18 protein-coding genes are annotated in these 17,216 nt (G+C 68.8%); 13 read left to right on the top strand and 5 right to left on the bottom strand.

Features of this window, described 5'->3' with window-relative positions:
* Window positions 1-109: 109 nt before the first annotated feature.
* From VGI12_21060 to VGI12_21035, 6 genes are all read left to right on the top strand, one after another.
* Window positions 110-622 carry a peptidylprolyl isomerase gene (locus tag VGI12_21060; GenBank protein ID HEY2435173.1) on the top strand — a complete coding sequence of 171 codons (513 nt, stop codon included), beginning with the start codon at window positions 110-112 and terminating at the stop codon, window positions 620-622.
* 23 nt (window positions 623-645) lie between these two features.
* Window positions 646-1,281, top strand: coding sequence for an ECF-type sigma factor (locus VGI12_21055; protein ID HEY2435172.1), 636 nt, complete (start codon window positions 646-648; stop codon window positions 1,279-1,281).
* A 251-nt stretch (window positions 1,282-1,532) separates the two neighbouring features.
* Complete coding sequence (locus tag VGI12_21050; GenBank protein HEY2435171.1) at window positions 1,533-2,741, top strand: serine/threonine-protein kinase; 1,209 nt, start codon at window positions 1,533-1,535, stop codon at window positions 2,739-2,741.
* A gap of 186 nt (window positions 2,742-2,927) precedes the next feature.
* The gene (locus VGI12_21045; GenBank protein HEY2435170.1) at window positions 2,928-3,605 is read left to right on the top strand and encodes a response regulator transcription factor; all 678 of its coding nucleotides are present in this window, start codon (window positions 2,928-2,930) and stop codon (window positions 3,603-3,605) included.
* Window positions 3,602-5,020, top strand: coding sequence for an ATP-binding protein (locus VGI12_21040; GenBank protein HEY2435169.1), 1,419 nt, complete (start codon window positions 3,602-3,604; stop codon window positions 5,018-5,020). Before VGI12_21045 ends, VGI12_21040 begins: the two co-directional genes overlap by 4 nt.
* Before the next feature lie 142 nt (window positions 5,021-5,162).
* Complete coding sequence (locus VGI12_21035; protein ID HEY2435168.1) at window positions 5,163-5,543, top strand: hypothetical protein; 381 nt, start codon at window positions 5,163-5,165, stop codon at window positions 5,541-5,543.
* 200 nt (window positions 5,544-5,743) lie between these two features.
* Here VGI12_21035 and VGI12_21030 read toward each other — a convergent pair whose 3' ends face one another.
* Window positions 5,744-6,937 carry a hypothetical protein gene (locus VGI12_21030; GenBank protein ID HEY2435167.1) on the bottom strand — a complete coding sequence of 398 codons (1,194 nt, stop codon included), beginning with the start codon at window positions 6,935-6,937 and terminating at the stop codon, window positions 5,744-5,746.
* Window positions 6,938-6,976: 39 nt separating this feature from the next.
* Between VGI12_21030 and VGI12_21025 the strand changes: the two genes are divergently transcribed.
* The gene (locus tag VGI12_21025; protein HEY2435166.1) at window positions 6,977-7,987 is read left to right on the top strand and encodes an OmpA family protein; all 1,011 of its coding nucleotides are present in this window, start codon (window positions 6,977-6,979) and stop codon (window positions 7,985-7,987) included.
* 53 nt (window positions 7,988-8,040) lie between these two features.
* On the opposite strand, the gene VGI12_21020 is transcribed toward VGI12_21025, so the two are convergent.
* The gene (locus tag VGI12_21020; protein HEY2435165.1) at window positions 8,041-8,391 is read right to left on the bottom strand and encodes a YciI family protein; all 351 of its coding nucleotides are present in this window, start codon (window positions 8,389-8,391) and stop codon (window positions 8,041-8,043) included.
* A 98-nt stretch (window positions 8,392-8,489) separates the two neighbouring features.
* Between VGI12_21020 and VGI12_21015 the strand changes: the two genes are divergently transcribed.
* Entirely contained in the window at window positions 8,490-10,478 is a 1,989-nt protein-coding gene (locus VGI12_21015; protein HEY2435164.1) for a PQQ-binding-like beta-propeller repeat protein, read from the top strand.
* Between the two features lie 8 nt (window positions 10,479-10,486).
* On the opposite strand, the gene VGI12_21010 is transcribed toward VGI12_21015, so the two are convergent.
* Window positions 10,487-11,359 carry a Rieske 2Fe-2S domain-containing protein gene (locus VGI12_21010; GenBank protein ID HEY2435163.1) on the bottom strand — a complete coding sequence of 291 codons (873 nt, stop codon included), beginning with the start codon at window positions 11,357-11,359 and terminating at the stop codon, window positions 10,487-10,489.
* 187 nt (window positions 11,360-11,546) lie between these two features.
* Between VGI12_21010 and VGI12_21005 the strand changes: the two genes are divergently transcribed.
* The 4 genes from VGI12_21005 to VGI12_20990 are packed head-to-tail and all read left to right on the top strand — an operon-like array spanning window position 11,547 to window position 14,419.
* A complete protein-coding gene (locus VGI12_21005) occupies window positions 11,547-11,774 on the top strand; it encodes a hypothetical protein (GenBank protein HEY2435162.1) in 228 nt (75 codons plus the stop codon).
* Window positions 11,774-12,961 carry a hypothetical protein gene (locus tag VGI12_21000; protein ID HEY2435161.1) on the top strand — a complete coding sequence of 396 codons (1,188 nt, stop codon included), beginning with the start codon at window positions 11,774-11,776 and terminating at the stop codon, window positions 12,959-12,961. The genes VGI12_21005 and VGI12_21000 overlap by 1 nt, the downstream gene beginning before the upstream one ends.
* Window positions 12,958-13,668: an ATP-binding cassette domain-containing protein gene (locus VGI12_20995; protein ID HEY2435160.1), complete on the top strand. Its 711-nt coding sequence runs from the start codon at window positions 12,958-12,960 to the stop codon at window positions 13,666-13,668. Before VGI12_21000 ends, VGI12_20995 begins: the two co-directional genes overlap by 4 nt.
* On the top strand, window positions 13,652-14,419 hold the full coding sequence (locus VGI12_20990; protein ID HEY2435159.1) for an ABC transporter permease subunit: 768 nt from the start codon (window positions 13,652-13,654) through the stop codon (window positions 14,417-14,419). The genes VGI12_20995 and VGI12_20990 overlap by 17 nt, the downstream gene beginning before the upstream one ends.
* Before the next feature lie 12 nt (window positions 14,420-14,431).
* On the opposite strand, the gene VGI12_20985 is transcribed toward VGI12_20990, so the two are convergent.
* Complete coding sequence (locus VGI12_20985; GenBank protein HEY2435158.1) at window positions 14,432-15,019, bottom strand: cytochrome c; 588 nt, start codon at window positions 15,017-15,019, stop codon at window positions 14,432-14,434.
* A gap of 367 nt (window positions 15,020-15,386) precedes the next feature.
* Here VGI12_20985 and VGI12_20980 point away from each other — a divergent pair, with 367 nt between their 5' ends.
* Window positions 15,387-16,844 (top strand): hypothetical protein, encoded by a 1,458-nt coding sequence (locus VGI12_20980; GenBank protein HEY2435157.1) that lies wholly within the window; start codon window positions 15,387-15,389, stop codon window positions 16,842-16,844.
* Between the two features lie 10 nt (window positions 16,845-16,854).
* Here the strand turns inward: VGI12_20980 and VGI12_20975 are convergent, their stop codons facing one another.
* Window positions 16,855-17,067 (bottom strand): hypothetical protein, encoded by a 213-nt coding sequence (locus tag VGI12_20975; GenBank protein ID HEY2435156.1) that lies wholly within the window; start codon window positions 17,065-17,067, stop codon window positions 16,855-16,857.
* Between the last annotated feature and the right edge of the window lie 149 nt (window positions 17,068-17,216).

Raw genomic sequence — 17,216 nt, 5'->3', positions numbered from 1 at the left:
TCGTAGTGTCAACGAAGATCTTCGTAGAGCCGATGCCACGCCGCCGTCCCGTCAGAAGTTCCCGGGACAGCGGCTCGCGCAGTATGGCAGTATTCCGAGTGGAGGACCCGTGGCCACTTACGCGAATGTCGAGACATCCGAAGGCAATTTCAAGATCCAGCTGTTCGACGAGCAGGCGCCCAACACCGTCGCCAATTTCGTCGGGCTGGCCGAGGGGAGCAAGGAGTGGCGCGACCCCGCCACCGGCGAGCGCCGCAAGACGCCGTTCTACGATGGCGTCATCTTCCATCGCGTGATCAACGGCTTCATGATCCAGGGGGGCGATCGCCTCGGACAGGGGACCGGCGGCCCCGGCTACAACTTCGCCGACGAGTTCCATCCGACCCTGCGTCACGTCAAGGCCGGCATCCTGTCGATGGCCAACGCGGGGCCGAACACCAACGGCAGCCAGTTCTTCATCACGCTCGGACCGACACCGCACCTCGACAACCGCCACTCGGTGTTCGGGGAAGTGGTCGAGGGGATGGACGTCGTGAAGAAGATCGGGGCCGTGCCGACCGGACGTCAGGACAAGCCGGTCACCCCGGTGACCATCAAGACGATCACCATCGAACGCAGCTAGCAGGCGGCGGCACGCCGGCTCACATGCAGAGGCGAACGAGCGGACGGAGCGCGGCGCGCGGAGCGGGCACACGGGCGGCGCCGCGAGCGGCCGAACCGGTCGCGTCCGGCGGCCCGCGCGGCCGAGGCGGGCCGGGCGGCCCGGGCGGGCCGCCGGACGCGGACGCACTGCTGCCGGCGGTCTACGCCGAGCTGCGCCGCCTCGCCGCGCACTACCTGCGCGGCGAGCGTCCGGGCCAGACCCTGCAGCCGACCGCGCTCGTGCACGAGGCGTATCTCAAGCTCCAGAAGGATCGCCCCGAGCGCTGGCAGAACCGCGCGCACTTCTGCGCGATCGCGGCGCACACCATGCGGCAGGTGCTGGTCGAGCGGGCGCGGGCGCGCGACGCGCTCAAACGCGGCGGCGGCGCGCCGCGCGTCACCTTCGACGAGGCGCTGCCGGCGGCGGCCGAGGCGCGTGGCTTCGAGCTCGTGACGCTGGACGCCGCGCTGGAGCGTCTCGCCGCGCTGGACGCCGATCAGGCGCGGCTCGTCGAACTCCGTTTCTTTGGCGGGCTGTCGATCGAGGAGACCGCCGAGGCGATGCACCTCTCCCCCGCCACCGTCAAACGACGCTGGGCGCTGGCGCGCGCCTGGCTGGCCAGGGAGCTGCAGGCCTGACGGCCGACTGGGACCGGGTCGGCGCGCTTTTCGACGAAGCGCTCCCGCTCGACGCCGGGGCCCGCGCGCGTCTGCTCGCCCGCACCGCCGCCAGCGATCCGTCGCTCGCGGAGGAAGTCCGCGCGCTGCTGCAGGCGCACGACGGCGCGCCCGGCTTTCTCGAACAGCCGGCCTGGGCCGCGGTCCCCGATCTCCTCAGCGAGCCCGACGCGGAACCAGCCCGGCGCGGCGCGCGGATCGGCCCCTATCAGGTGCAGGAGGAACTCGGCCGCGGCGGCATGGGCGTCGTCTACGCCGCGCTCGACGAGCGGCTCGGCCGGACGGTGGCGCTCAAGGTACTGGCGCATGCAGTGAGCGGCGACGCGCGAGCGCGGGTGCGCCTCTCACGCGAAGCGCGTGCCGCGGCAGCACTGTCACACCCCTCGATCGCGACGGTCTATGCCCTCGAGGAGTTCGACGGCGAGCTGGTGCTGGCGAGCGAGCTGGTGCGCGGCGTCACGCTGCGCCAGGCGCTGGCCGCCGGACCGCTGCCTGCGGGGCGGACGCTGGACATCCTGAAGCAGCTCGCCGAAGCGCTCGACGCCGCCCACCGACAGGGCATCGTGCACCGCGATCTGAAGCCCGAGAACGTCCTGATCGCCAGCGACGAACGCGTGAAGGTCGTCGACTTCGGCATCGCGCGCAGCCTGTCGGCCTCGCCCGCGGCGCCGGCGCTCACGCTGACCGGCACCGCCCCCGGCACCCCCGGCTACATGGCGCCGGAGCAGCTGCGCGGCGAGCCGGCGGACGGGCGCGCGGACGTCTTCGCATTCGGGGTGATCGCCTACGAGCTGGCCGCCGGCGAACATCCGTTCGGCGGCAGCGATCCCGCCGCGCTCCTCGAGCGTCTGGTCGCGGATCGGTCGCCCTTGTCGCGGACGCTGTCGCCGCCGGCGCTCGACGCCGTGGTGCGGCGTTGTCTGCGCGGCGATGCCGGGCAGCGCTTCCCCTCCGGCACGGAGCTGCTCGCCGCACTCCGCGCCGCGGACGGGCCGGCCGCGATTCCGGCCGCGGCAGCGGAGCGCCACCGCGCCTGGTGGTGGCAGTTTCACCAGATCGCCGTCGCCGCCATCACCATCGTCAACGTCGTCACGCTCGGATTGCGGAAGGGCTATCTCGGCGCGTCCGGCTCCTGGGTGTTCTTCGTCATCCTCGTGCTGGCGACGATCTGCACGACGCTGCGGCTGCACCTCTGGTTCGTGTCGCAGGTGGATCGCGGGTCGCTCTCCGCCCTTCGGTCGCGGGTCTGGCCATGGATCGTCGCCTCCGAGTCCCTGCAGTGCCTGGCGCTCCTCGGCACGGGCATCGCGCTCGCCGGCTTTCACGACGCGACCGCGGCGCAGTTCATCGTGACGTCGCTCCTGCTGCTGCTCTCGCTCGTCGTGATCGAGCCGGCCACCACGCGCGCATCGCTGCGCTGACCGCCCTCGTCCCGGCCGGCCCGCACGATCGCCGGACGCCGGCGCACGCTCTATCCGCTGACGCCGCGCGATGACCTGGAGGTCCTCGGCGACGGGTGCTCTACGAGCTGCCGAAGACGAACACGCCCCGCCAGTGACCTGCCGGACGCCTGTCCGCCTCCCCTCGCGTGCTGGTAGTCTAGTCCCGTGAGGATTCTGGTCGTCGAGGACGACCGCAAGGTCGCCAATTTCATCCAGAGCGGCCTGTCGGAGGAAGGCTACGCGGTCGACGTCCTCTACGAGGGCAGCCATGCCGGGGAGCAGGCGCTCGCGCTCGACTACGACGCGGTGATCCTCGATCTGATGCTGCCCGGCCGCTCCGGCTTCCAGGTGCTGCGCGACATCCGCGCGCGCAAGCGCGAACTGCCAATTCTGGTCCTGACGGCGAAGGACACGCTCGAGGAGCGCGTCGCCGGGCTCGACAGCGGCGCGGACGACTACATGGGGAAGCCGTTCGCGCTGGCCGAGCTGTCGGCGCGGCTCCGGGCGGTGCTGCGGCGCGGCGCGCCGCGCGAGACGACGCTGCGGGTCGCCGATCTCGAGATGGACACCACCCGCCGCACGGTCCGACGCGCCGGCCGGCGCGTCGACCTGAAGCCGAAGGAGTACGCGCTGCTCGAGTTTCTCGTCAGGAACAGCGACCGTCCGGTGACCAAGTCGCTGATCATCGAGCACGTCTGGAACATCCACTTCGACAGCGTCAGCAACGTCGTCGAAGTGCACATCAACGCGCTGCGCAACAAGGTCGATCGCGGCTTCGACAGGCCGCTGATCCACACGATCCGCGGCGTCGGCTATATCCTGACTGACTCGCCACCGGCGTGAAGACGAAATTCGGACTGCGCACGCGGCTGACGGTGTTCTACACGCTGGTGTTCGGCGTGCTGCTGATGGCGCTCGCCACCCTCTCCTTCCGCGTGCTCAAGCAGCAGCTCGACTCCGACGCGACCGCGACGCTGACCGAGATGACCAACGGCCTGCACGGCTATCTGCGCTTCGACGAGAGCACGCCGTCGATCGTCTACGACAACTCCGACCCGAACGAGTCGGAATTCGTACAGCGCGCGACGCGCTTCTATCAGATCTACGACGCGACGACGGGAGCGCTGCTGACGCAGTCGGACGCGCTCGAGCCGCTCGGAGTGCTGTTCACGCCGCAGGAAGTGCGATCGCTGCGCGACCGATCGTTTCACGATGTCGATTTCCACGACCTCCAGACCGACTACGGCCGGATCCGGCTCGCCAACTCAGTGATCACCGGCGACAATCCGTCGGACGTCTATCTGCTCCAGGTCGGCATTTCGCTGGCGCCGTCCGACGCCGCGCTGCGGCGCTTCCTGCAGCTCCTGCTGTGGGGCATGCCGGCCGGGCTGATCGTCGCCGTGCTGGCCGGCCGCTGGATGGCGGGCGTCGCGCTGGCTCCCCTGGCGCGGTTCGCCGGCGCGGCGCGGACGATCGACGCCGCCAACCTGGAGCAGCGGCTCCCGGTCCGCGGCACCGGCGACGAGCTCGACCAGGTCGCCAACGCCTTCAACGACACGCTGGCGCGCGTCGAGGATGCCGTCGGCGAGATGCGCCAGTTCAGCACGGCGATCGCGCACGAGCTGCGCACGCCGATCGCGGCGCTGCGCGGCGAGATAGAGCTGGCGTCGATGAAGGCCGGCGCCACCGAGGAGCAGCGCCAAATCTTCGCGAGCCAGCTCGAGGAGCTCGACAAGCTCAAGCGGCTGATCGACCAGCTGCTGACGGTGGCGCGCGCCGAGTCGGGACAGATTCCGCTGGCGCACGAGCCGGTGTCGCTGGCACCGCTCGTCAGCTCGGTCGTCGAGCAGCTCGAGCCGGTGGCGCAGGCCCAGGGGCTGTCGCTCGTCGCCGAGATCGCGGCGTCCCCGATGATTGCCGGTGACGCGTCGTGGATCGAGCGGCTGCTCCTCAACCTGCTCGACAACGCGTTCAAGTTCACGCCGCCTGGGGGCAGCGTCACCGTACGGCTGAGCGAGGACGAGCAGTGCGCCATCCTCGAGGTGAGCGACACCGGCATCGGGATGACGCCTGATGTGGTGCCGCACGTGTTCGAGCGTTTCTATCGCGGCGATCCGGCGAGGTCGGCGGGAGGATTCGGGGTCGGTCTCGGCCTGAGCCTGGTCAAATGGATCGTCGATCGGCACAACGGCGCCGTCTCGGCAGCGGGAACGCCTGGGGTCGGCGCCAGGTTCACCGTGAAACTGAAGAGCCTGTAACCGATCGCGGCCCCAGATCCGCGCTGTCGGGATGACGCGGATTAACAAGATTTAATCTTCGCTTCATACTCCCCTCACCTGCATGCGCTGAAATACGTGCAGCGCGATTTCGCGCCTAGAGGAGGCAGTACTCATCATGCGTATGTTCACCAAGGCAGCAATTCTCACCGTGGCTCTCGCGGTTCCGGCCATCGGTTTCGCCCAGGCCCCCGCCACCACGACCGCACCGAAGGCCGACAAGAAGGCCGCGACCAAGGAAACCACCAAGGCGGTGGCCAGCCACACCACCTCGGGCGTGGTCAAGTCGTCGAGCGACAGCTCGCTCGTGATCACCAAGGGCACGGGCAAGACCGCGAAGGACGAGACCTTCACCGTCAACGCGTCGACCAAGAAGACCGGCGACGTCAAGGAAGGCTCGAAAGTCACCGTGGCCTACACGACCGAGGGCAGCACGATGACCGCGACCTCGATCAAGGCGGCCGCCGCGCACGCCGCCAAGAAGACCACGACGACCAAGAAGTAAGCACGCTCCTGGCTGGTAACCGCAGCTCTGGGGCTGCGGTTACCACCATCCGCCGGTTCCGCCGCTTCCCGCCGTTCCCCTCCGCCGTCCCCCTTGAATCCTGTTTCCGCTGCCGTCACGCACGGTTCGACGTTCGCCGTGTCGGCTCCCGTCCTGCGACAGTTACCGGATGGAATATCAGCCGCGAGTCGCGGCCGGCCTCAGCGGAAGTACTTGCCCAGGAACTGAAGGAACACCTTCCAGTCCTCAGGCGTCGCCGCATGCGGGCCCTTGTGGTAGTACCACCCCAGATCGCCGTCGATGATCGGCGTGTCGAGCGCCGGCAGCGTCGACGTGCCCAGATCCTTCTTCCCCAACAGCCGGTACACAGGGCCGGCCGCGATCAGCGCCTTGAATTCGCCGACCGGATCGGCCCACTGATCCTCGCTGCCGCCCGTGACGAACACCGGCCGCGGCGCACTGAGCGCGATGAGCAGATGCGCGTCGACCGGCATCTGATTCCAATGGCCCGTCCACTTCTGGAACGTGCGCGAGAACCAGTGGGGAAACCGCTGTGCCATGTCGTCGACGGTCTCGCCATAGTCGCGCCGCGACAGCGCCGCCCCCATCTCGCCAGGACAACTCGCATACACGGCCGCGACGCGGGTGTCGAGCGCCGACGCCCACAACGCGGTTTTTCCGATGCGTGAGTGGCCGTGCAGCGCGATCCTCTTCGCGTCGATCGCGGGATCGGTCTCCAGGTAGTCGACAATGCGGCTGACACCCCACGCCCACGCGCTCACGTCCCCCCACTCGTCATCGGCCGGCAGCTTCCCTGTCGCCCCGATGACCCCCTGGTCGAACGCGTTCTCCTTGTCGGGCTGAATGTCGTTGTAGCCGACCGTCGCATATCCCCAGCCGCGGGCGAGGATGTCGTCCGCCACTGGCGGATCCGCCACCGGCGCCCCGCCGCCGCCGAACTGCACGAGCAGGATGACCGGTACGCGGGCCGCCGCGCCGGCCGGCAGCACGACCTTCAAGGCAATCCTTGGCGCACGCGTCCCGGAGCCGACCGTGCCGACGCTGCGCTTGACGATGGCCCCGCCGGCCGTTTCCACCGGCGACGCCGTCCACCGCACCGGCGGCGCCGTCGAGGGAATCCGCCCCCAGATGTCACGCTCGTAGATTGCGATCAGCTCCGGCCGGCGCCGTGACGTCCATGCCGCCGCGTCCCCGACCGGCGTGCCGTTGGCGAGCGTCAGCGGATCGGGAAGCGTATAGGTGCCGACCTTCGCCTCGTCGTAGTTGGAGACGTGGCCGGTCTTGTCGGCCGTGCGAACCGGCGCGCCGGGCGCCCCCGTCTGTGCCGCCTGCGCCAGCACGGCGATCGCGAATCCGCAGAGGAGGATCTTCATGCGGCGGCACTGTAGCAGACCTGCGATATTCTTGACGCCATGCAAACGCTGACGTTATTTGCCATTTTTCTTCTCGTCGGACTGCAGGATTTCAAGGCGTATCAGAACTACGATTTCGTGCCCGGCGACAAGGTGGTCTTCGAGGACGACTTCCGCACGGATCAGGACGGCGAGTTCCCGGCGCACTGGAAACTCGAAGCCGGACAGGCCGTCGTCAACAAGCTCCAGGGGGATCCGGCGTTCCTGCTGACCGAGGGCAACTACGCGAAGGTCTCGCCCCGCGTCAAGGGCAACAGCTATCTGACCGACACCTACACGATCGAGTTCGACTTCTACCCCAAGGCGGGAGGCTTCGAGAGGACCATCGTGTTCCTGCACGGCAAGAGGGGGGGCGATGACACGGACGCCAACGTCACGGTCGGCTACGACGCCTCGCTCGACGGCATCGAACACGACGTCAGCGCGACCTACAAGGGGGGCTCGTCGGAGACCTACACCAACAAGTGGCATCACGTCGCCATCGCGGTGAAGGGCAACCAGATGAAGCTCTACCAGGACCAGTACCGCGTGCTGGTCGTACCGGACATGGGCGAATTCAAGGCCGACACGCTGGGGTTCGGCGGCATCGGCGATTCCGACAACCCGATCGTGATCAAGAACGTCCGCATCGCCACCGGCGGCGGCATGAACATGATCGACGCGTTGACAAAGGACGGCCGGCTCGTCACGCACGGCATCAACTTCGACGTCAGCAAAGCCACGCTGCGCCCAGAATCGCAGGGCACGCTCGGACAGATCGTGAAAATGATGCAGGCCACCCCAGGGCTGAAGCTCGAGATCGGTGGACACACCGACAACACGGGCGACGCGGCCAAGAACCTGAGTCTCTCGCAGTCACGCGCCGACGCGGTCAAGACTGCGCTCGTGGCGCAGGGCGTGGACGCGGCACGCCTGACGACCAAGGGCTACGGCGCGACCAAGCCGATCGAATCGAACGACACGCCGGAAGGCAAGGCCAATAACCGGCGCGTCGAGTTCATTAAGCAATAAAACCAAGGGCACGAAGGAAGGCGAAGGGGCGAAGGAACCGAAGGAGCCGGGCGTCAGTCTTGGGGAGTCAGCGGGCGCACCTCGACCGGCGTCGTCACGGCTCGCGACAACTTCATGCCCCAGGCGAGGGCGGCGTCGGGATCGGCGGCGTCGATGACACAGATGCCGCCGATCTGTTCCTTCGATTCGATGAAGGGCCCGTCGGTGACGAGGGCCCTTCCCTCCTCGATTCGAACCACGGTGGCGGTGTCGGAGCCCTGGAGCCCCGCCGCGAACACCCACGCGCCCGCCGCCTGCATCTCCCGCCGGATCGCCTCGACCTCCTTCATGATCGCCGCCATCGCCGCGGCGGACGGCCTGGGCGCACCCGTCGAATAGCAGATGCTGAGCAGATACTGACTCATCGACTCTCCTTGCCGGCAGCCGGCGCGACCGCACGCCTGCCAGATGGTCGAACGGATGCCGCCCGGATCGACACGACGGGAGTGTATTCTGACGCGGCATGCGCGTGCGTGTTCTCGCTGCCGCCCTTCTGCCGCTGACCGTCACTGCCGGCCTGGTCGGCGGAATCGAGGCCCAGGACGGTGACGCCGGCCGCCGAACTTTCGAAACCCGCTGCGGCCGCTGCCACGCTGCCGATGGGACCGGCACCGAAATGGGCCCGGCAATCGTGCAGCGGCTGAAGACCCGCACGGACGCACAGCTCGCCGCGTTGATCCACGACGGCATCCCGCCGCGCGGCATGCCGCCGAACCTGCTCTCCGACGCTGACGCCGCGGCGCTGATCGCGTTCCTGCGGAGCATCCAGCGCGACGCCGATCCCGAGGCGCCGCCCCGCGTCTTTCACACCGTCGACGGCACGACGATCGAGGGAGTCGTGCTCGGCGAAGGCGTCGACGATCTGCAGGTCCGTACCGCCGAGGGACGCGTGCGGCTGCTGCGCAAGTCGGCGGATCGGATCCGCGAGGTGACCTCCGACACGCCGTGGCCGACCTACAACGGCGATCCGCGCGGCAACCGTTACACGACGCTCGCGGAGATCGACAAGACGACGGTCTCGCGCCTGACTCCGAAGTGGACGTTCACGCTGCCCGACACCGGCAGCCTGCAAGTCACCCCGGTCGTCCTGGACGGCATCATGTACGTGACGGCGGTGAACGAGGTTTATGCGCTCGACGCCGGCAGCGGGCGCCAGATCTGGCACTTCCGGCGTCCGCGCACCGCCGGCGCCGCGGCCTGGGCCAACCGCGGCGTTGCCGTCGCGGGCGACCGCCTGTTCGTGGTGTCCGACGCCGCGCACGTCCTGGCACTGAACCGCTGGACGGGCACGCAGCTGTGGGACACGCCGCTGGCGGACTGGCGCGAGAACTACTTCGCCTCGTCGGCTCCGCTGGCCGCCGGCAGTCTGCTGATCACCGGTGTCGGGGGCGGCGAACAGGGCGCCAACGGATTCGTCACGGCGCTCGACCAGGCGACCGGCAAAGAGGTGTGGCGCTTCTGGACGGTTCCCAGACAAGGGGAGCCCGGGTCCGATACCTGGAAAGGGAGCGGTCCGCCGGACCACCGTGGCGCGCCTACATGGTTCACCGGCAGCTACGATCCCGAACTCGACCTCGTCTACTGGCCGGTCGGCAACCCGAGCCAGGAATACAACGGCGACGATCGTCAGGGCGACAACCTGTACGCGAACTGCATCCTCGCGCTCGAACGCGCTACCGGGGCCCTGCGGTGGTACTACCAGTTCACGCCGCACGATTTGTGGGACTGGGACGCGACGCAGACCTCGGTGCTCGTCGACACGGCGTGGCAGGGCCGCCCGCGCCGGCTGATGCTGCACGCCAATCGCAACGGCTTCTTCTACGTGTTCGATCGCACCAACGGCACGCTGCTGCGCGCCACGGCCTTCGTGCGCAACCTGACCTGGGCACGCGGAATTGGTGCCGACGGCAAGCCGATTCGCCTGCCGAACCAGGATCCGACGCCGGCCGGCACGAAGGTATGCCCGTCGCAGGACGGCGCCACGAACTGGTTTTCACCCTCGTACAGCCCCGCGACCGGCCTCTTCTACCTGCAGACGTTCGAGAAGTGCAGCATCTATACGAAGAGCGACGGCGCCGTCTGGGAAACGGGCAAGCCATACCTCGGCGGCTCGCAGAAGACGGCGGCGGATCCGGTGCCGCAGCGGGTGCTGAAGGCGATCGATGTGCAGACCGGCGCCATCAGCTGGGAGATGCCGCAGACAGGGCCCGCGACGACCTGGGGCGGCACGCTCGCGACCGCCAGCGGCCTGGTGTTCACCGGCGACGACAGCGGATCGTTCGTCGCAGTCGACGCGGCGACGGGCCGGCGCCTGTGGAGCTTCGCGGCCAACGCCGGCTGGAAGGCGTCACCGATGACCTACGCCTTCGACGGCCACCAGTACGTCGCCGTGGCGGCGAGTTCCTCGATCATCGCGTTCGGACTGCCTCCGACGACAGCGCCGGAACGGTAGCCGGCGGATCAGTCGCCTCGCGCCGCCTTGACCTCGATCTGCCCTTCGCGCTCGCGCACGTCGAAGCGCGGCTGATCGTGCGTCGACGGGCCGTCGATCACAGCCCCGTCCTCCAGGCGGAACTCCGAGCCATGCCACGGACACACGACCGAGCCGTCTTTCAACGTGCCTTCGGAGAGCGGTCCGCCAAGGTGCGCGCAGCTGTGCGCGAGCGCGTGCAGCCGCCCATGCTGACGAACGAGCAGCACGTGAGCGTCGCCGGCATGAACGCACGTCATCGCGTTCTCGCCGAGCGATTCGCTATCAGCCACCGCGACGAACCCGTCCGGCGGGTCTTCCACGGCGTGCGTCACGCCCACGCGGTTGTCGTACACGAGGGTGCCGCCGAGATACGCGGAGCCGGCAGCGACCGCGTATCCGGTCCACGCGCAGGCGCGTCCCCCGCCGCCCCCGATCGGCGCTCGGCGGCGCCGCTGGACGAAGGCCGCTGCCATCAACGCGGTCGCGGCGAGGTTGAGCAGGCCGTGCACGAGTCCCATCCGCCGCGAGGCGCCCCGGGTCTCGCTCCAGTCGGTCAGCCCGGTGACGGCCGCGCCGAGCGCCCCGGCGAGCCCGACGCCAATCGCAAACGTCGCGGCGCGCTCCATCCCAGCATCGCCGTCCGCCGCCGTATCGAGCGCCAGCGCCGTCGTCCAGGCGCCGATGGGAACATCGGTGAACACCGGATGGAGCGGGTGACCGAGCCACACACCGTGCGTGGCATTCTTCAGCTCCTCGCCTGCTGAGCCGCCCAGCCGGTAGGCGCCGCGCACCGCCTGGCTCAGCGGATCCGCGACGCGATCGAGAACGGGCGAGTCGGTGATCTGCGTGATCGCATTCATGCGTTCTCCTCCACGGCGAATCGGTCGCAATTCACGTTCCGCCCGGGAACTCCCGACTCATCCTGCGAGAAATCGTGTAGCGAGTGCCCTTGCGCGGCGTGTGTTCTGCCGCTAACTCGTTGAAATCGTGGTCCGCGTCACGCGGCACAGCTGTCGCAGTGCAGTCGCGCATTCGAGGAGGCGAGCGATGAAGCGTGTATATGTCCGAGCGTTCCAACTCGCGGTGTTGACGCTGCTGGCGCTGGTCGTCAGTTCGCGGCCGAGTGCCGCCAGCGAATGGGGTTGTTTCTCTATCTGTATCTACGACGACTGGAGCTGCATCTTCGCCACCGGCCACCCCGCCGACTCGTGCGGGTACGACTCGGCCAGCGACATCTGCACACTGGGCGGCTGTCAGCTCGGGGCGATGCAGTAATGATCGACCGGCTGGTGAACGTGCTGTTCACGGCGTGCTGTGTCGTGCTGTCGAGCGTCGCGGTGTTCCGTCACTGGTCCGCCGCCGCGGTTCCGGTCGCACGCGAGCACGTGCTCGTCGAAGGCTCGCGCGATCCGTTCCCCCTTCCAGCGGGCCGCCTCGGCCGGCCGCGGCTTGGCGTCCTGGTGAGCCCGCAGTGTCGTTCGTGCACGGAGAGTCTGCCGTTCTACAAACGTCTCGCGGACACCGCGTCGAGGGCCGGCACCGAGGTCCTGTTCGTGGGCCTCGAGCCCGAAGCGGATCTTCGCGTCTATCTCGAGAGCGGCGGCGTGTCGCGCGCGCGGATCGTGTCGCTCGCGCGGCCGCCCGATCTCCCCGGCACCCCCTCGATCGTCGCGCTGGACACGTCCGCGCGGGTGATGCGCACCTGGGCTGGACGCCTGGCGCCCCGTCAGGAAGACGAGGTGCTGGCGATCGCCGCGACCTCGTCGGTGAGCGCGCTCCTCGCGGAGGCGCGGGCGCGTCTGAATGCCGGTCGCGCGATCGACACGGTGTCGTCCATCGAGGTCTCAGGCGTCGAGACGTTGCTGCGCGATACCGTCGCGCGCACGAATCCATACCTCGTCGCATTGCGGCTGCCGGCGAGCCTGCGGCTGCAGACCGGACCGGTCGTCCATCTGCTCGTGGGCTCCGCGTACTCGCGCCACCTGACCGATGGCGATCGCTTTGGCGGCGCGGCCGTCGAGCGGATGCTGAACGACCCCGCGAGCCTCGACACCGCGGCCCGCGGGATGCAATCGCATCTCGTCCGCCTGACGGCCCTGTTCTTTGCCGGGGTGCCGGGTACGGTGCAAGACGACGAGGGGGTGCGCGATTTCGGAATCGTGCGCGGGCGGACGGTGCTGTTTCGTCGCGTGGAGGATCGGCTCCAGGCGGAGCTGGTCCTCGATCCCGCGACGTCCCGCCCGCTGGCCGTCGTGACGCCCATTCGTCAGGTCGGCGGCGCCTCGGCCGGCACCTCCTCGACCTGGATCTCGATGCTTGGCGACTACCGGCCGGTGGCCGGCATCATGGTGCCGCACCGTATCGACCAATGGATCGGCGCGGCGCAATCGCGGATCGACCTGGCCAGAGTCACGGTCGATCGAACGACGCCGCAGCAGTTCGCCGACGAGATGGCGAGGTGAACGTCCTGGAGGCAACCGGCCTCGTGAAGCGGTATGGGCGGGTCGTCGCGCTCGGGCCGCTCGATCTCGCGGTGCCGCGTGGCAGCGTCTTCGGCATTCTCGGGCCGAACGGCAGCGGCAAGTCCACGACGATTGGGATCGTGCTCGGGGCAACCCGCGCCGACGAGGGCCACTACGTCTGGTTCGACGGCCGCGAGCCGCGGCGCGCCCCGGCGCGGCTGGGAGCGCTGCTCGAGGCACCGGCGCTCTATCCAGCGCTGACGGGTCTTCAGAACCTGACGATCGTGGCGCGCATCCGGCGCTGCGGCGAGGGCTCGATCGAGCGCGCGCTGCTGGACGCCGGCCTGTTCGCGCGCCGGCACGCACTCGTGCACACCTACTCGCTCGGCATGCGCCAGCGCCTGGCGATCGCCGCGGCGTTTCTCGGGGATCCCGACGTCATCGTGCTCGACGAACCCGCCAACGGGCTCGATCCTGAGGGAATCGCCGAGGTGCGCGACGCGATCCGCCAGAGAGCGGCGCGCGGCATTACCGTTATCCTCGCCAGCCACCTGCTCGCCGAGGTGCAGAAGGTGTGCACCCATGTCGCGGTGCTCAAGGAGGGGCAGCTGCTGGCCTCGGGCGATCTCGATCGTGTCGTGCGCGGCGGGCGCACGCTCGAGGCAGCGTTCCTGGATATCGTCTCGGACCATGCGCCGCCTGCTTGAGATCGAGCTGGTGAAGCTGGCGTCACGCGAGCTCGGGGTGTCGGCGATGGTCTACGCCGGGCTGCTGCCGGCCGCCATGGCGGGACTGCAGACGCTTCACCTCGAGGCGCCCAGCGGATCGGCAGGCGGCAATCTCCTCGCGTTTCCCGACGTCTGGGCCAACGCCGCCTACGTCGCCGGGTGGATCGACTATCTGATGTACGTGGTCGTCCTGCAGTCAATCGCGCAGGAATACCAGTGGCGCACGAACCGGCAGAATGTGCTCGACGGGTTGACGCGCACCGAATACATCGTGGGGAAGCTGGCGCTCCTGCTGGTCGCGTCGCTGGCGTCCACCGTGCTGGTGGCGGTGCTTGCCGCGGGGTTTGGTATCGCCGGTGGAATCGCGCCCGGCGTAGCGAGGTTTACGGGATTCCTGGCGGTTCCGCTCTATCTGCTGCACGTGCTCGGCTACCTGGTTCTCGCCTTTCTGATCGCGACGATCGCGCGGCGATCCGGCGCCGCGGTGGTGGCGTTCATCGGCTACACCCTGGTGGCCGAGCCGCTGGCGCGTGTGCTCGTGCTGCCGCCCGCCGCCGCGCGCTGGCTGCCGTCGCACGCCTTCGCCAGCCTGGTGCCCAATCCCCTCTTCGGATACGTCGGCATGCGTACCGCGGCCCCTGCCCTTGCGCCAACCGTGGCGCTCGCACTCGCGTGGATCGCGGGGCTCGCCGTCATCGCTTCGTGGCGCTTCGCGCGACAGGATCTGTAGCAGGGGCGCTGTCTAGTGCTTCCCGCCGTGATCGTCACCGCCGTGTGCGTGCTCGTGCTGCTCGGGCGTGTGCTCGTCGATTTCGGTCGGCGTCGACGCCAGCTTCTGCCACGCCGCGGCCGCCTCGGGGGGAAGCTTGTCGCTGTTCTTGATGAACGCGACGATCTTCCAGATCTCCTCGTCCGACATGATGCCGTCCCACGCCGGCATCCCGGTCATGCGCACGCCGTGCTTCGTCACCCAGAACAGCCAGTTGTCCGGATCATGGGGAACGCGGTTGACGAGTTGCGGCACCGGCGGGTTGAACTTGTGCTCCATCGGGCTGCTCTTCGCCTTGGCGCCGCCATGGCAGAACGCGCAGTGCTCTTCGTATTCTTTCGCGCCGTCGATCAGGTTCTCCGCGGTGACTTGTGTCGGGTTCTGTGCGTCGGGTTTGTGTTTGTCGGCGTAGGTGTCCATGGCGCGCATGGCGAGCGATCGTTCGAGCCCGCTGGGCGGGTTGTCGGCGCCGATCGGATAGAGCCCGAAGTGCGAGACGGCAAAAACCGTGCAGACCAGCACGAGGAGCGTGAGAACGATACCGGCGATGAATCCTCTCATGCGCCAATATTACCCGTACGGACTCTCTGGCCGACTCAGCCTCATGGCTACGCAGTGCCGGCGTCCCGCTTGCGACCACGCGGGGGCCCCTTGAACGCCGCGCGCGGGGCGCGATGACCCTGCTGATGGCGTTGGCGGCTGGGACGGGTCCTCAAGACGTCAGTCGCCGACGAAACGTGCCGTTGGCCGGGAACGAAACGGGTGGCCCGCACGGCGGGTGCGGGCCGGCGATTACACGATCGTGGCGAGCCTCCCGTTTTCGTGGGTGAGGAGCCAGTCCTGGTCTCGAAAATGCCGGAATTTGGACCCGGCATGGCGGTCCATGCCTTGCAATCCCACACGGCTCTTTTTCCGGAAAGCAGCGCATATGGAGTTTCGCGACTACGCAGCGAAAGAAACCTCGGACCTCGCCTCCCGTCTTACCGAGGCCGCGAGAGCGGCCGCGGAGCACGCGGCCCGTCAGGTCAGCGACGAGGCCCAGAAAGTCGCCGACGGCCTCCGCGCGCAGATCGAGGCGGCGTCGGTCGACAAGGCCGCGATCGCCGAGTTGTTGGAGGGCGCTCAGGCCCACGGCGAGCGGCTGCAGCAGGAGCTTCGATCGGCTACCGAGCGGATCGATGCGGCGTCGCGACAGCTCGACGAGGCGCGGGTGACTGCCGAGCGGCTGGAGGGGGCGCGGACGGACCTGAGTGCCGCCCGTGACGCGCAGGCTGCGGCGCGCAAGGCTGCGGAGGCGGAGCTGCGCGGCGCGCGCGAAGCGGTCGAATCGCTGCGAGCCGAGCTCGCCAGCGCGATGCAGACGCTCGACCAGGCCGCTACCGAGCGGATGGCCTCCGAGGAAGCGGCGGCGGCGGCGCACAGTCAGACTCAGGCGTCCGAGGCCAAGCTCACGGCGGTGACCGATCTCCTGGCCAAGGGGGCCGCCAAGGTGAAGACGCTCGAGCAGGCGCAGCAGGAGCGCGAGCGTCGTATTCAGGCGCTCGAGACGAAGCTGCAGAGCGGCGCGGCCGCCGCGCCGAAAGGGCCGACGGCTGCGGTCGTCCTCGAGGAGCTGCTGGCCGGTTTCCAGTCGCTGGCCACCGCCGAGACGATTGGCGAGGTGCTGACGACGCTCGTCGAGCAGATGGCGGCACAGTTCCCGCGCGTCGCCCTGTTCCGGGTCAGGAAGGGGCACCTGCAGGGCGAGCACCAGATCGGCTTCGACCTCAAGACCGACGTCAGCAAGCTGGTGCTGCCGCTCGGGATGGATTCGCTGCCGTCGCGCGCCGCGAGCTCAGGGCAGATCGAGCGGCTGGCCGGCGAGGAGCTGAAGAAGAGCCGTACGCCGTTCAACGGCACGCCCGCCTGCGCGCTGGCGCTGCCGATCGTCGTCGCCGGCGACACCCTGGCGATTGTCTATGCCGACGATTCCGGCGCGCCGCCGGCCGAGCGCGGCGCGGCGGCGGAGGAGATGCGCGCCCGCTACGCCGAAACGGTGCAGCATTACGCGGTCGCGCTGCTGATGCGGCTGACCAACGAGCTGAAGGCGCTCGCCGAGCTGCAGAAGTACGCGGCGTCGCTGCTCCACGAGATGGAGCAGATGTACGAGGCCGACGTCGCCGCCGGGATCGGCGGCGCCGAGCTGCAGAAGCGGCTGGCCGGCAACCTCGATTTTGCCCGCAGCATCTACGGCAGCCGCACCGCGCTCGAGGGGACCGACGCCGCGTCGCTGATCGAGGACGAGCTCTCCGTGCTGATCGACGCGCGCAAGGGCTCGGGCTTCGCGCAGGATCTCGCGACGGTTGCGGGCCACAGCCGGGCACAGACCGCCGCCGAAGCGTCCTGACGCGCCGCCGTCAGATCGCGACCAGGCGAAAGACGACGCCGAGCGCGATGGCGGCGAGCAGGAAGAACGCGAACGTCACCGCGGCCGAGCGGAGCGCCATCCTCGTGGCGCTGCCGCGGAACGACCAGTTCCGTTTGTATTCCGCGTAGGAGATGGCGAACGCGCAGGCCGCCGCGAGCAGGCCGAAGACGGTGCCGAGCACGGCGCTGAGCTGCAGATCCATCGCGCGGTTCCAGTCTATGCCGGGCCTGATGCCACGTACCGGGCGGTCGGGCGTTGGCGGGCCGTTTGGCTACGTGTTAAACTGAATTTCTTCCATCTGTTCCTCGGTAGCTCAATGGCAGAGCATCCGGCTGTTAACCGGAGGGTTGC

Source organism: Vicinamibacterales bacterium (assembly GCA_036496585.1).
Lineage (GTDB): Bacteria > Acidobacteriota > Vicinamibacteria > Vicinamibacterales > 2-12-FULL-66-21 > JAICSD01.
This window is presented reverse-complemented; position numbering and strand designations above follow the sequence as displayed.

Bases quoted from the DNA above. Each gene is read 5' to 3' on its own strand.
- VGI12_21005 (HEY2435162.1), top strand. From the start codon at position 11,547: ATGAAGCGTGTATATGTCCGAGCGTTCCAACTCGCGGTGTTGACGCTG.
- VGI12_21055 (HEY2435172.1), top strand. From the start codon at position 646: ATGCAGAGGCGAACGAGCGGACGGAGCGCGGCGCGCGGAGCGGGCACA.
- VGI12_20990 (HEY2435159.1), top strand. From the start codon at position 13,652: ATGCGCCGCCTGCTTGAGATCGAGCTGGTGAAGCTGGCGTCACGCGAG.
- VGI12_21010 (HEY2435163.1), bottom strand. From the start codon at position 11,359: ATGAATGCGATCACGCAGATCACCGACTCGCCCGTTCTCGATCGCGTC.
- VGI12_21000 (HEY2435161.1), top strand. From the start codon at position 11,774: ATGATCGACCGGCTGGTGAACGTGCTGTTCACGGCGTGCTGTGTCGTG.
- VGI12_21035 (HEY2435168.1), top strand. From the start codon at position 5,163: ATGTTCACCAAGGCAGCAATTCTCACCGTGGCTCTCGCGGTTCCGGCC.
- VGI12_21030 (HEY2435167.1), bottom strand. From the start codon at position 6,937: ATGAAGATCCTCCTCTGCGGATTCGCGATCGCCGTGCTGGCGCAGGCG.
- VGI12_20975 (HEY2435156.1), bottom strand. From the start codon at position 17,067: ATGGATCTGCAGCTCAGCGCCGTGCTCGGCACCGTCTTCGGCCTGCTC.
- VGI12_20980 (HEY2435157.1), top strand. From the start codon at position 15,387: ATGGAGTTTCGCGACTACGCAGCGAAAGAAACCTCGGACCTCGCCTCC.
- VGI12_21025 (HEY2435166.1), top strand. From the start codon at position 6,977: ATGCAAACGCTGACGTTATTTGCCATTTTTCTTCTCGTCGGACTGCAG.
- VGI12_20985 (HEY2435158.1), bottom strand. From the start codon at position 15,019: ATGAGAGGATTCATCGCCGGTATCGTTCTCACGCTCCTCGTGCTGGTC.
- VGI12_21020 (HEY2435165.1), bottom strand. From the start codon at position 8,391: ATGAGTCAGTATCTGCTCAGCATCTGCTATTCGACGGGTGCGCCCAGG.
- VGI12_21015 (HEY2435164.1), top strand. From the start codon at position 8,490: ATGCGCGTGCGTGTTCTCGCTGCCGCCCTTCTGCCGCTGACCGTCACT.